The 12,588-nt window shown below is 69.2% G+C and carries 13 protein-coding genes; 1 reads left to right on the top strand and 12 read right to left on the bottom strand.

Features of this window, described 5'->3' with window-relative positions:
- Nucleotide 1 precedes the first annotated feature (1 nt).
- The 10 genes from FB473_RS03970 to FB473_RS03925 all read right to left on the bottom strand — a co-directional run bounded on the left by FB473_RS03970 (nucleotide 2) and on the right by FB473_RS03925 (nucleotide 8,511).
- The gene (locus FB473_RS03970) at nucleotides 2-532 is read right to left on the bottom strand and encodes a ferritin (protein WP_167165016.1); all 531 of its coding nucleotides are present in this window, start codon (nucleotides 530-532) and stop codon (nucleotides 2-4) included.
- Between the two features lie 34 nt (nucleotides 533-566).
- On the bottom strand, nucleotides 567-1,619 hold the full coding sequence (locus FB473_RS03965; protein WP_167165013.1) for an FKBP-type peptidyl-prolyl cis-trans isomerase: 1,053 nt from the start codon (nucleotides 1,617-1,619) through the stop codon (nucleotides 567-569).
- A gap of 71 nt (nucleotides 1,620-1,690) precedes the next feature.
- On the bottom strand, nucleotides 1,691-2,434 hold the full coding sequence (locus FB473_RS03960) for a pseudouridine synthase (protein WP_167165011.1): 744 nt from the start codon (nucleotides 2,432-2,434) through the stop codon (nucleotides 1,691-1,693).
- Nucleotides 2,427-3,083, bottom strand: coding sequence for an SMC-Scp complex subunit ScpB (gene scpB, locus FB473_RS03955; protein ID WP_243863460.1), 657 nt, complete (start codon nucleotides 3,081-3,083; stop codon nucleotides 2,427-2,429). The genes FB473_RS03960 and scpB overlap by 8 nt, the downstream gene beginning before the upstream one ends.
- Nucleotides 3,080-3,925, bottom strand: coding sequence for a segregation/condensation protein A (locus FB473_RS03950; RefSeq protein ID WP_167165009.1), 846 nt, complete (start codon nucleotides 3,923-3,925; stop codon nucleotides 3,080-3,082). The genes scpB and FB473_RS03950 overlap by 4 nt, the downstream gene beginning before the upstream one ends.
- On the bottom strand, nucleotides 3,922-4,161 hold the full coding sequence (locus tag FB473_RS03945) for a hypothetical protein (RefSeq protein ID WP_167165007.1): 240 nt from the start codon (nucleotides 4,159-4,161) through the stop codon (nucleotides 3,922-3,924). Before FB473_RS03945 ends, FB473_RS03950 begins: the two co-directional genes overlap by 4 nt.
- Nucleotides 4,146-5,045: a ParA family protein gene (locus FB473_RS03940; protein ID WP_243863458.1), complete on the bottom strand. Its 900-nt coding sequence runs from the start codon at nucleotides 5,043-5,045 to the stop codon at nucleotides 4,146-4,148. The genes FB473_RS03945 and FB473_RS03940 overlap by 16 nt, the downstream gene beginning before the upstream one ends.
- A gap of 99 nt (nucleotides 5,046-5,144) precedes the next feature.
- Nucleotides 5,145-6,071 (bottom strand): site-specific tyrosine recombinase XerD, encoded by a 927-nt coding sequence (gene xerD / locus FB473_RS03935; RefSeq protein WP_167169007.1) that lies wholly within the window; start codon nucleotides 6,069-6,071, stop codon nucleotides 5,145-5,147.
- 37 nt (nucleotides 6,072-6,108) lie between these two features.
- Nucleotides 6,109-6,762, bottom strand: a complete 654-nt coding sequence (locus FB473_RS03930; protein ID WP_167169003.1) for an NUDIX domain-containing protein — start codon at nucleotides 6,760-6,762, stop codon at nucleotides 6,109-6,111.
- A gap of 21 nt (nucleotides 6,763-6,783) precedes the next feature.
- Nucleotides 6,784-8,511, bottom strand: a complete 1,728-nt coding sequence (locus FB473_RS03925) for a CTP synthase (RefSeq protein ID WP_167165003.1) — start codon at nucleotides 8,509-8,511, stop codon at nucleotides 6,784-6,786.
- Nucleotides 8,512-8,624: 113 nt separating this feature from the next.
- On the opposite strand from FB473_RS03925, the gene FB473_RS03920 reads away from it, so the two are divergent.
- Nucleotides 8,625-9,674 (top strand): ATP-dependent DNA ligase, encoded by a 1,050-nt coding sequence (locus FB473_RS03920; RefSeq protein WP_167165001.1) that lies wholly within the window; start codon nucleotides 8,625-8,627, stop codon nucleotides 9,672-9,674.
- Here the strand turns inward: FB473_RS03920 and pyrB are convergent, their stop codons facing one another.
- Both pyrB and FB473_RS03910 read right to left on the bottom strand, forming a co-directional pair.
- Nucleotides 9,675-10,709, bottom strand: coding sequence for an aspartate carbamoyltransferase (gene pyrB, locus FB473_RS03915; protein WP_167164999.1), 1,035 nt, complete (start codon nucleotides 10,707-10,709; stop codon nucleotides 9,675-9,677).
- Nucleotides 10,710-10,775: 66 nt separating this feature from the next.
- A complete protein-coding gene (locus tag FB473_RS03910) occupies nucleotides 10,776-12,584 on the bottom strand; it encodes a choice-of-anchor M domain-containing protein (RefSeq protein ID WP_208390423.1) in 1,809 nt (602 codons plus the stop codon).
- Between the last annotated feature and the right edge of the window lie 4 nt (nucleotides 12,585-12,588).

Genomic DNA, 12,588 nt, shown 5'->3' with positions numbered 1-12,588 from the left:
GTCAGCCGACCTCGGAGCCGGTGTTCTCGGTGCTTCCCGCCTTGCGGGCACCGAGTTCGGAGTCCAACCGCAGCAGGCCGTTGCCGTCGCCCTCCACAAGGCTGAGGCGGGTGATGATCTCGCTGACGGTGGACTCCTCCTCGATCTGCTCCTCGATGAACCAGAAGAGCAGCGGACGGGATTCGAGGTCCCCGGCCTCCTCGCTCGCGCGATAGAGGGCGCGGATGGCCTCCGAGACCCGCTGTTCGTGTGCCAGGGCCGCCTCGAAGACCTCGACCGGGGAGGCTCCGGGCTTCACCTCGGGGGCGGCCACCGTCCCGATCGACGGGTGGTTGTCCCGATCGACGAGGTGGTCGATGAACTTGTTGGCATGGACGATCTCCTCGTCCGCCTGGTGACGCAGCCACGCGCCGATGCCGGGAAGGCTCTGGGCGTCCATCTCGATGGCTAGCTGACGGTAGGCCATGGACGATGCGAACTCGAGGGTGATCTGGTCGTTGAAGTGCTGTTCCAGCGATTCAGGGAGCTTCATGCCCAAAGGCTACGGCCCGAATCCGACGATCTGGTTACGAATACGTTGAGGTGAACAGGATGTCCACGACGCAGGCGACCGACGTGTTCGCGGCGAGGCTGGGCGTCCTGTTCCCGTTCGGGTAGGCCACGGAGCCCGGCATCGTCACCAGCACCCGGCTGCCGGTCTTCTGGCCGACCAGCGCGTTGAACAGCGCCTGGTGGACGCTGCCCGACGAGGCGTCGCTCACGGCGGCCTCGCCGTAGTCGTTGTAGTACTCGTTCCCGTCCCACGTGGTGCACACGGCGTGGGAGGTCAAGGCGTCGGACGAGCCCAGCTCGCGGCCGGATCCCTGGATCAACGGTTGCACCTGCACGGCTGTCGGCTCGGCCAGTCCCTCGGGAATGGTGATCTTCGGGACGCCGTTCTCCTCGCTCACCAGCGGCAGCCCGTCCGGCGGCGTCACGGTCTCGCCCGAGGGGCCCGAGAGCTCGGTGTCGAGGATGTCGACGATGAACAGCAACGTGTCGCCGGCCTCGATGCCGATGGTGCTGTAGCCGCTGTCGCCGTACCCGTCGTCGCTGGTGATCGCGATCGCCAGCCGCGAGCCGACGGTGTGGTTGACCACACCGCTGCCGAAGCCGGAGATCAGCTGGGTGAGCTGGAAGGCGACCGGTGAGCCCGACGACCAGGAGGAGTCGAACGTGGCACCCGTGCGGGCGTTGATGCCCACGTACTGAACCTGCACCGTGGCGCTGGTGTCCGGCACGGTGCGCCCGCTGCCCTCCACGATCACCTTGGTCATGGTCTGGTCCACCACGAACGGATAGGGCGCGGTGATGGTGGGCTCGACGCTCATGTCCTGGCTGACCTCGATCGTCGACAGGTCGCCCAGGGTGGTGGGTTCGACCGTCGGCGTCGCGCTCGGGGTCTCGCTCGGCGTGGCCGTCGCACTGTCACTCGACGCGGGAGTCGACGGGCTGGTGCTGGCGTCATCGCCGCTGTCCCCACCGCAGGCCCCCAGCAGGAGTGCGAGAACGGTCACCGACGCGACGCCCATGAGGCGGATCGTCCGGCGCTTCCGGGAGCTCGGTACGAAGTTGTGCACCCGTGCACACTACCCGACGAAGCTGGGAGCCCATCCGGGCCTCGTCGGGACCGACCGGCGGCCCGTCCGGATCAGCGCCCGATGATGTCGAGCAGCGCCCCGAGTTCCTCACGGGTGAGCTCGCGGGTCTCGCCCACCGGCAGCTGGCCGAGCCGCACGGGCCCGATCGACAGGCGCGACAACTGCCGCACGGGATGACCGATGGCGTCGAACATGCGCCGGACGATGCGGTTGCGCCCCGAGTGCAGGGTCAGCTGCACCAGGCTGCGCGACTCGGCGCGTGTGACCAGCTTCACCTTGTCGGCTCGGATATGCCCGTCCTCGAGAGTGACGCCCTTCTCCAGACGCCGGATCGCCTTGTTGTCGAGCAGCCCCTCCACCTCGGCCAGGTAGGTCTTGGGAACCTCGTGGCTCGGGTGCATGAGGGTGTTGGCGAGGTCGCCGTCGTTGGTGAGGATGATCAGGCCCTCGGTGTCGGTGTCGAGGCGCCCGACATGGAACAGGCGCTGGTGCCGCGGCACGTACTGATCGAGGCTGGGGCGGCCCTCGGGATCGTCCATCGTCGACACCACGCCACGCGGCTTGTTGAGAGCCAGGTAGAGATGGCGTCGTGGCGGCGGGATGCGGGCGCCGTCCACGCGGATCGTGTCGCGCTCGGGGTCGACACGCGTGCCCTGCTCGGTGACGATGTGCCCGTTGACCTCGACGCGGCCGGCCGCGATCAGTTCCTCGGACGCCCGGCGGCTGGCCACACCGGCCTGGGCCAGGGCCTTTTGCAGCCTGAGGCCCTCGTTCTGGGAGTCATGCTCACTCATGGTTCTCCTCGCTGATTTCGGGGACGATGGCCAGCGCCGCCAGTTCGGCCTCCAGGTCGGAGGCCTCGGGCAGGTGGGGGGCGATCGGCGGAAGGTCGGACAGGGACGCGAGCCCCAGTCGCTCAAGGAAATAGTCGGTCGTGGTGAGCAGACCGGCGCCCGTGACGGCGTCCTGCCCCTGCTCGGCGACCAGGTCGCGGGCGAGCAGCGTGCGCACCACCCCGTCCACGTTGACACCCCGCACGGCGGAGACGCGGGAGCGGGGCACCGGCTGCATGTAGGCGATGACGGCCAGCGTCTCCAGGGCGGCCTGGGTGAGCCGGTTCTGCTGGCCCTCGACCACCCAGCGCGAGACGAGTTCGGCCTGCTCGGGACGCGTGGCGTACTGCCAGCCGCCGGCTATCCGGCGCAGCTGGAATCCCCGGCCAGTCGCGTCGTAGAACGTGGCGAGATCGTGCAGCACATGTCCCACGGCCGCCACCGGGACGTCCACGGCCTCGGCCAGCACGACCTCGGCGAGCGGCTCGGTGGCCAGCAGGAGCAGCGCCTCCAGGGCGGCTCCCAGCGCACGGGGGTCGTCGGTCGCCGCGGGCTCGTCGCCCGGCACCTGGGTGTTGCCCGGCGTCATGCCGGCATCCCGTTCGGTCATTGCTGTCCCCCCTTCTCGTCGGACGGTAGCTCCTCGCCCGGCGGAGTGTCGAACTCGTCGGTGACGGTCAGCTCCCCCGACTCGGTTCCCGTCCACCGGATCGTCAGCTCGGCCAGCGGCGCGAGTTGTTCGAACCCGACCTGTCCCTGCCGGAACAGTTCCAGCAGCGCCAGGAAGCGAGCGACCGTGGTCAGGCGGTCGGCGTCCCCCGTCAGCGCGCGAAACGTCAACGCCCGCGCACGTCTCAACCGGGCGGCCACCAGCCCGGCCTGCTCAGCCACGCTGACGTGCGGCACATGCAGCTGCGAGATCGGCATGACGGGCTCGGCGTCCGGGGTGAGGGCCTTCTCGGCCAGACGGGCGAGCCGCTCGGCACCACCCGGGATGGTCACCTCCGGCAGCAGTCCCCGGAACCGGTCCTCCAGCCCACCGGGCCGCGCGTGCACCAGCGCCGCGCGGGCCAGCGCATCGGCGAACCACACCGAGACCTGTTTGTAGGCGCGATACTGCAGGAGCCGGGCGAACAGCAGGTCGCGCGCCTCCAGGGCGGCCAGGTCCTCGGGGTCGTCGACCTCCCCGCTGGGCAGCAGCCGGGCCGCTTTGAGGTCGAGCAATGTCGCCGCGACGACCAGGAAGGACGAGGTCTGCTCCAGATCCCACACCTCACCGCCGGCCTTCACATGGGCGATGAACTCGTCGGTCACCTTGCTCAGCGCCACCTCGGTGATGTCCATCTGGTGGCGGCTGATGAGCTGCAGCAGCAGGTCGAACGGCCCCTCGAAGTTGTCGAGCCTGATCAGGAAGCCGCCGTCGGCCGACGCGACGCCGGCGTCGGCGGTCACTGTCGCAGCCGCTGGACCACGACCGACCCAGCGCCCCCGGTCGCCAGATCGTCGACGAGCAGGGCCACGGCCTCACGTACCAAGCGCCCCCGGTCGACCGCGATGTCGAAATCGGCCCGCAGGCGAAGCCGCACCTGTTCAAGCGCCAGCAGTTCGTCACGGCTCACGTAGACGGTGATCTTCTCGTCGTGGCGCACCCGGCCCGTGGCGTCGGACGGGTTCATATCGCGTGGCATCGGTACAGCACCTCCCTCGCGAGCATGCGGTAGGCGTCCGCACCCGGATTGGTCGGCGCGTACGTCGTGATCGGCTCGCCGGCGACCGTGGTCTCGGGGAACTTCACGGTGCGGCGGATCACGGCGTGGAAGACGGTGTCGTCGAAGGCCTCCAGCACGCGCTGGAGCACTTCACGACTGTGCAGGGTGCGGGAGTCGTACATGGTCGCGACGATGCCCAGTACCTCCAGGTCGGGGTTGAGCCGGTCGACGACCTTCTGGATGGTGGCGGTCAGCAGGGCCACACCGCGCAATGCGAAGAACTCACACTCGAGCGGGATGAGCACCTTGTCGGAGGCCGTCAGCGCGTTGACCGTCAGCAGACCGAGCGAGGGCGCGCAGTCGATGAGGATGTAGTCGTAGCGATCGCGGATCGGGTCCAGCACCCGCTTCAGGGACTGCTCACGGGCGACCTCGCTGACCAGTTGGAGCTCGGCGGCCGACAGGTCGATGTTGGCCGGCAACAGGTCGAGCCCCTCCACGCTCGTCGACAGGACGACCTCGTCGAAGGTGTAGTCGTGGGACAACAGCAGGTTGTAGATGGACTCGTCCAGCGTGTGCGGGTTGACTCCGAGCCCCACCGACAGCGATCCCTGGGGGTCGAAGTCGACGAGCAGGATGCGCCGGCCGGTCTCCACGAGGGCAGCGCCCAGGTTGATCGTGGTGGTGGTCTTGCCGACGCCGCCCTTCTGGTTGGTCATCGAGATGATGGTCGCGTTCTTCGGGCCGGGTGCCGGCGGTGTCACCTCGGGGAGGTCGGGAAGCGGGCGCCCTGTCGGGCCCATCGAGTCGTCGGTCTCATCATCGAAGAGGCCCTCGTCGGCCCGCAGCGACCCATTGTCCATTCCATGCTCCCTGTCCATCACCCGTGTCGTCCACACAATAGTCGACATAGCGTTGCCGCGACCGCTTTGCGGCGCGGTTGGAGGCGCGTGGCAGACCCCTCAGCCCAGGGCCCGGGGATGGGCGCTGCGAAAGACCTCGCGGAGATGGTCGACGGTGACCTCGGTATAGATCTGGGTGGTCGTAACTGAGGCATGGCCGAGCAACTCCTGGACGACACGGACGTCCGCGCCCCCGTCGAGCAGGTGCGTCGCGAAACTGTGCCGCAGGCTGTGCGGTGACACCTCCGTGGTGATCCCCGCGTCGGCCGCCCGGGCGCGGATGATGCCCCACGCGCTCTGGCGCGAGAGCCGGGCGCCGCGAGTGTTGAGCAGCAGCGCGGGCGTCGCCGCCCTGGCGTTCCGCGCGAAGGCCGGACGACCTCGGACGAGCCAGGCGTCCACCGCCTGCGCGGCGTAGCTGCCCAGGGGGACGACCCGCTCCTTGTCACCCTTGCCGACCAGGCGCAACCCCAGTTCCGGAGCGGCCAGGACGCGCGTCAGATCGTCCACGTCCAGGCCGACGGCCTCGCTGATGCGGGCTCCGGTGCCGTACAGCACCTCGAGCAGGGCCGCGTCCCTCAGTCCCTCGGGGGTGGTCCGGTCGACGGCATCGAGCAGGCGGCGCACCTCGTCGATCGACAGAGCCTTGGGCAAGCGCTTTCCCGGCGACGGAGGGCTGATCTCGACGGCCGGGTTGTCGGGAGCCAGGTGCTCGGACGCGGCGAACGCGTGCATCGCCCGCACGGCGACGATCGCCCGGGCCACGCTCGCGGGCGACAGCGGACGGCGTCCCCCCTCTCCCGAGGCGAGGGCGAGCTGGTAGCCGGCGACGTCCGCGGCATGGACCTCGTCGGGCGCCTCGATGCCCCTGCCTGCGAGCCAGTCGCAATACCGGGTGAGATCGCGCCGATAGGCCGACACCGTGTTGGCCGACAGGCCCCGCTCGACCACGAGGTGATCGAGGAACTCTCCCACCAGCCGCAGCATCGGGGGCTGCGGCGCGGGATGGTCATCGGGGGGCTGGTCAGGCACCTTTCCGATCGCGCGCCTCCTTCAGCGTGCGGGCCGGCCACGGCGCCGTCGGGGGACGCAGCCGCTCCACGCGTCCGGTGGCAATGGCCAGCGCCAGTGCCAGTGTGCCCGCCACCATGGTGGGGTTCTGCACCTGGCCCGCATAGACCCGTTCGACGAGGGTGTCGAGCGGCAACCATGCGAGCCCCATGTCGGTCTCCTCGTCGGCGACCACGAACCCGTCGGGACGCGGCGCGGGCCGTAGGTCGCGCGCGAGGTAGACGCGCAGCGACTCCTCCAGCCCACCGGGTGAGGTGAACAGGTCGACCAGCACCGACCAGTCGGACGCGGCCAGCTGCGCTTCCTCCGCCAGCTCGCGCTGGGCGGCCTCCACCGCCCGTTCGCCGTCCATGTCGAGAATGCCCGCCGGTGGCTCGACCAGCCGCATGCCCACGGGGTGCCGGTACTGGTGGACGACGGCGATGCGGCCCTGGTCGTCCAGTGCCATGATGCCCACGGCGCCGGGATGGCCCACCCACTGTCGCACCATCGTGTCACCGGTCGGAGTGACCACCCGCTCCTCGACGAAGTTCTGCACCCGGCCGGTCGCCTTGACCTCGTGGGAGACCACGGGCCAGCTCTCGGGCACATCCACCAGATCGTCCATGACCGCGTTCACCCGGCCTCCTCAGGCCGTGACGGTCGCGGTGGGAGCCGTCACCAGTTCCTCGGCGGGCGCGGGCTGCGACGCGGGCTCGGGCGCGTCCACGGGCAGACGCGACTCGGCCTGACGGGCGAGCGCCGCAGCGATCAGCCCCTTGAACAGGGGGTGTGACCCGATGGGCCGCGACTTGAACTCCGGGTGTGCCTGCGTGGCGACGAAGAACGGGTGGACGCTGGTCGGCAGCTCGATGAACTCGACCAGGTTGCGGTCGGGCGACAGGCCCGAGATCACCAGGCCTGCGGCCTCCAAGCGCTCACGGTAGGCGTTGTTCACCTCGTAGCGGTGGCGGTGACGCTCCTCGACCTTCGTCCTGCCGTAGAGCTGCTGCACCAGGGTGCCCCTGACCAACTCGGCCGGGTACGCACCGAGCCTCATCGAGCCGCCCAGGTCGCCGTCGCCCTGCACGATGGACTGCTGCTCGGCCATCGTGGCGATCACGGGGTTGGCCGACTCCGGGTCGAACTCGCTCGACGCCGCGTCGGTGATCCCGGCCATGTCGCGGGCCACCTCGATCACCATGCACTGCAGGCCGAGGCAGAGCCCGAGGATGGGGATCTGGTGCTCCCGGGCGTAGCAGATCGCGCCGACCTTGCCCTCGACACCGCGGATGCCGAAGCCACCCGGAACCACCACGCCGTCGACGTCACCCAGATGGGAAGCGGCCCCCTCAGGGGTCTCGCATTCGTCGCTGGGCACCCACCGCACCTCGACCCTCGCCCAGTTGGCGAAGCCGCCGGCACGAAGAGCCTCGACCACGCTCAGGTAGGCGTCCGGCAGGTCGATGTACTTGCCCACGAGCGCGACGGTCACGGTCTGGCGCGGGTGCTCGATGCGCTCGAGCAGATCGTTCCAGCTGTCCCAGTTGACGTCGCGGAAACGCACGCCCAGGCGGCGCACGACGTAGGCGTCCAGGCCCTCGGCATGCAGCACCTTCGGGATCGCGTAGATGCTGGGCGCGTCGGGGCAGCTGATGACAGCCTCCTCGTCCACGTCGCAGAACATGGCGACCTTGTGCTTGATTCCCTGGGGAATCGGCATGGCCGAACGGCAGACGACCGCGTCCGGCTGGATGCCCGCTCCCCGCAGGGCAGCCACCGAGTGCTGGGTGGGCTTGGTCTTCAGCTCCCCACTGGGCCCGATGTACGGAACGAGCGAGACGTGCAGGAAGAACACGTTCTCACGGCCGATGTCGTGACGGACCTGACGAGCCGCCTCCAGGAAGGGCTGCGACTCGATGTCGCCCACCGTGCCGCCGATCTCGTGGATGACGATGTCGTCGCCCGGCTGTGCGACTCCGAGCATGCGCTCCTTGATGTCGTTGGTGATGTGCGGGATCACCTGAACGCACTCACCCAGGTAGTCGCCGCGGCGTTCCTTGGCGATGACGCTGCTGTAGACCTTGCCGGTGGTGACGTTGGCCTCGGCCGTCAGGTTGCGGTCGAGGAAGCGTTCGTAGTGACCGATGTCGAGATCGGTCTCGGCACCGTCCTCGGTGACGAACACCTCACCGTGCTGGAACGGGTTCATCGTCCCCGGGTCCACGTTGAGATACGGATCGAGTTTCTGCATGGTCACTCGCAGGCCGCGAGCCACCAGCAATCGGCCGAGGCTGGAGGCCGTGAGCCCCTTACCCAGCGAGGAGGCGACGCCTCCAGTCACGAACACATGTTTGGTCTGATTGGCGTTCCCCACGGGCCTCCAGCCTACAACGTCGCTGTCGTCCGCGTGGCATCGGCACACCCTGGCGTCCGATCGTGTCGCCCACGGGGTTCCCTGAAGCGGCCTGCCGTGCTGGGATGGTGCCCATGACGCTGCCGCTGCGGCTGCCCCTGGCGCCGATGCTCGCCAAGTCTGTCGACGTGATCCCGACGGGCGGCGATTTCGCCTATGAGCCCAAGTGGGACGGGTTCCGGTGCATCGTCGGCCGGGACGGTGACCAACTCGTGCTGGACAGCCGGGGCCGCAAGCCACTGACGGGTTACTTCCCCGAGGTCGTCGCCGCGCTCGGACGATGGATGCCCGACGGAATGATCGCGGACGGCGAACTCGTCGTCCGCACGGGCGCGGCCGGGGCGGAACGTCTCGACTGGACGGCGCTGAGCCAGCGCATCCATCCGGCCGCCTCGCGCGTGGCCCGTCTCGCGGCCGAGACGCCCGCGGAACTGATCCTGTTCGACCTGCTCGCCGAGGGCGGTGACGATCTGACCAGCCTCGGCTGGCAGGAGCGACGCGACCGTCTGGACGCGTTCTTCGCCGCGCGCGAGGACCACCCGTCGGTGCACCTCAGCCGCTGGACCGACGAGCCCGACCTGGCCGCGCGCTGGTTCACGGGCTTCGAGGGGGCAGGCCTCGACGGGATCGTCGCCAAGGACCGCCGGGGCGTCTACGAACCCGGGAAGCGGGGATGGCTGAAGGTCAAGCACCACCGCACCGCCGAGGCGGTCGTCGTCGGTTACCGCGTCCACAAGCGCGGGCACGGAGTGGGTTCACTGCTGCTGGGTCTGTACACCGACGACGGCACGCTGGTGCCGATCGGGGGGATCGGCGCGTTGCCGGATCAACTGCGCGACAGTCTCGAACACGAACTCGCGCCGCTGGTGGTGCGGGACGATACCGGCACGCCGATCACGCTGGAACGTCCCCGTTCCCGCTTCCAGGCCGCCGACGATCCGCAGGCCGTGGCGCTGCGCCCGGAACTCGTCGTCGAAGTGGCGTTCGATCAACTCGAGGGCTACCGCTTCCGGCACGCGGTCACGCTGTTGCGGTTCCGTCCCGACAGGCAGCCGGCCTCATGTCTGTTGGAGCAGGTCGAGCGAGCGCCCGCGTACGACCTCGCACGGGTGTTCGCCGACTGATCACGGCCAGCGAAGGGTCGCGTCCCAACGATGGGGCTTGGTGGCCGCCTGGACCTCCTCGGGTGAGCACCCCAGAGCAGTGAGGAAGATCGCCATGCGGATCAGAAGGCCGTTGTCGGTCTGGCGGAAGATGGACAGCCCTGGCAGGTCGTCCACGTCCGTGGCGAGGTCGAACGAGTCGAGCCGTGAGTCGCGGGGCAGCGGATGCATGATGATGATGTCCTCCGCGTCGGCATCCCGCAGGATCCGGCGGTTCAGCAGGTTGCCCGACACGTTCGCCGTAGCCAGCACTTCCTCAGTCATGCGCTCGCGCTGGACGCGGGTGGCGTACACCACGTCGGCGCCCGACACGGCCTCGGCCACGGAGTCGCACTCGTGCACGGTGTGGCCGCGCTCGTTGACGTAGCGTTCCACCTCGATCGGCAGTTCCAGGCTGGGCGGGCTGAACATGCGGAATGCGATGTGATCGGCCACCGCGAGCAGTTTCATCAGCGAATGCACCGTGCGGCCGTACTTCAGGTCGCCGACGATCGCGATCGTGCACCCGTCGACCGGCTTGCCCCGCGCCTGGAGCTCGTTGCCGAGTGTGTAGAAGTCGAGCAGCGCCTGGCTGGGGTGTTCTCCCGTCCCGTCGCCGGCATTGACGACGGGGACGACCGATGCCGCGGCGAACTCCGCCACTGAGCCCTCGTCCGGGTGACGGACGACCAGCACGTCGGAGTATCCGGACACCACACGTGAGGTGTCGTGGATGGATTCCCCCTTGGCCATGGACGAGAACGTGAAGCCCGTGGTGGTCGTGACCTCCCCACCGAGCCTGAGGAAAGCCGACTCGAAGCTGAGCCGGGTTCGCGTGCTCGGCTCGAAGAACAGGCTGCCGAGCACCGCGCCGTCCAGCACGGTGCACCGCTCACGGCGGGCGGCGATCGGCCGCACGAGATCGGCGAGCCCGAACAACCGCATCAACCCCTCCCGATCGAACTGCTGGACGCTCAACAGGTGGCGTCCCGGCCCAAACGGGGGCAGGTCATTCATCGGCGACTCCTTCGCTCGCGCAGTCTGGGACGGCAGCCTACTCCCCCGCGAGCCGGTGCGGATGCCCTAGTCCTTGCGGGTCGTCCGACGATGGACCACCAGCCATGCCCCCAGGCCGAGAAGGAGCACAGCCCCTACGCCCGCACCGGCCCCGACGAAACCCCCACCGGACGACGGCGCACCGCCGAACAGTCCGGTCTGCGGCAAGGGACGCCCATCGGCACCCGTAGGAGCGCTGGACCTGGGCGCGCTCGACGCGGGATCCGACGACGTGGGGCTCGAGGAGACGGGGCTGCTGGGTACGGAGTCGGTGGGTTCAGGAGCCTTGACGACGGTGAGACCCACCCAGCCGATGAGGCCACCGTCCAGCGCCTGCACCGCGATCCGGTGTTCCCCGGGTGTGAGCCCGCTGACGTCCACCACGATCGCGCCGTCCCTGACCTGGTGCCATCCCAGGTCGACCGGTTCGGAGTATCCGTGCAGGTAGACCCAGTCCCCGTCGGTGACCGCACCGTCCGCGAAACGGATCGTGACGGTACCCTCGTCGACGACCGCCCGGAGGCCGCTGTGATTGCCGTCGTCGAGTTCGTCCGCGGCCGGGGACGCGGGCGGGTCGATGAGGGGCTGCCGGTCGATGACGACCCCCTCGGTGGTCGCGACGGCGTCCTCGTAGCCCTGGGCGACGAGGGTCACAGCCGCGCTGATGGTCGCACCGGCGTCCGCGACGCCTGGCGTGTAGGTCGCTCCGGTCGCGCCCGTGACGGGGTGGCCGTCGCGCAACCACTGGTACGAGACGGAGTCGGGAGCGGGGGTCCATCCCCCCTCGCTCGCAGTCAGCACCCCGCCCACGGCCGGGGTGCCCGAGATCGAGGGCGGAGCCGTGTTGACCAGGGTCGCCCCCGGCATCTGGACGTTGATGGCGTCGGACTGCGCCGCAGCGGACTCCTGCGACCACCGAGGCGTGAAGTTCGCGGTCAGCGAGTGGCCACCGACCGACAGCGCGACATCGGACAGGCTGGCCTGGCCGTCCTCGACGGTCTCCCAGCCCAAGGAGGTGCTGCCGTCGAAAAACTCCACGTAGCCCTCGGCCTCGGCCGGGGCGACGGTGGCGGTCAGCGCCACGGTCTCGCCGACGCCCGGCTCCGCCGGATCGGAGGTCAGCGCGACGGTGGGCGTGACGGTCGGGTAGTCCGCCATGTCGCCGACGAAGAAGACGTAGTCCTGGGTGGCGGTCTGGGGCGTGCCGTCGATGATGGTCGACAGCGTGAACTCGAGCACATACCTGCCGGGGTCCGAGAAGGCCCAGTTCACGTGGGTGTGCATGTTCGCGTTGCGCGACCACGAGGTCAGGGAGTCCTTCGTGGAGTAGATGCGTGTCGGGTTGCCGAAAGCCCCCATGGTGAACACCTCGAGATAGCTGTCGGACTGCGGCCCCTCGAACCCGGTGAGGTCGATCCCGACGACCCCGCTGGTTCCGATCGCCTCGATCAGGCTCGGTGCCTGCGTCGAGAACCCGGGCCAGATGAGGGACATGTTCTGGGTCTGCGGTGCCATCCAGATGGTCTCGCGGGGGCCGAGGAACTCGTACGAGGCTCCAGCCGGAACGCTGGTCTGGCCGCCGTCCAGGTTGAAGATCAGCGAGTCGGTCTCGAGACGCTTCCCCAGCTCGCCGTCGACGTCGGCCATCGTCCGTGCGACAAGCCGACCGTCGTCCACGAAGGCCGCGATCGCATCGGTGTGGACGGCGCCCAGCACTCGCTTGTCCTGCGGGGCGGGAGGTTCACCCTCCTGTCCGAAGGCCGCTGTGACACCGCCCAGGGCGCCCCCGATCATCATCAGCACTGCTGTCAACACCGACACTGCGCGACGTGCCATTCTT

This window comes from Brooklawnia cerclae (assembly GCF_011758645.1).
GTDB lineage: Bacteria > Actinomycetota > Actinomycetes > Propionibacteriales > Propionibacteriaceae > Brooklawnia > Brooklawnia cerclae.
Note: the sequence above shows the minus strand (reverse complement) of the source record. Positions and strands in the feature narration are given on the sequence as shown.

Coding starts and splice junctions, on each gene's coding strand:
- FB473_RS03970 (WP_167165016.1), bottom strand. CDS start 532: ATGAAGCTCCCTGAATCGCTGGAACAGCACTTCAACGACCAGATCACC.
- FB473_RS03960 (WP_167165011.1), bottom strand. CDS start 2,434: ATGAGTGAGCATGACTCCCAGAACGAGGGCCTCAGGCTGCAAAAGGCC.
- scpB (WP_243863460.1), bottom strand. CDS start 3,083: ATGACCGAACGGGATGCCGGCATGACGCCGGGCAACACCCAGGTGCCG.
- FB473_RS03945 (WP_167165007.1), bottom strand. CDS start 4,161: ATGCCACGCGATATGAACCCGTCCGACGCCACGGGCCGGGTGCGCCAC.
- FB473_RS03940 (WP_243863458.1), bottom strand. CDS start 5,045: ATGGACAATGGGTCGCTGCGGGCCGACGAGGGCCTCTTCGATGATGAG.
- xerD (WP_167169007.1), bottom strand. CDS start 6,071: ATGCTGCGGCTGGTGGGAGAGTTCCTCGATCACCTCGTGGTCGAGCGG.
- FB473_RS03930 (WP_167169003.1), bottom strand. CDS start 6,762: ATGGACGATCTGGTGGATGTGCCCGAGAGCTGGCCCGTGGTCTCCCAC.
- FB473_RS03920 (WP_167165001.1), top strand. CDS start 8,625: ATGACGCTGCCGCTGCGGCTGCCCCTGGCGCCGATGCTCGCCAAGTCT.
- pyrB (WP_167164999.1), bottom strand. CDS start 10,709: ATGAATGACCTGCCCCCGTTTGGGCCGGGACGCCACCTGTTGAGCGTC.
- FB473_RS03910 (WP_208390423.1), bottom strand. CDS start 12,584: ATGGCACGTCGCGCAGTGTCGGTGTTGACAGCAGTGCTGATGATGATC.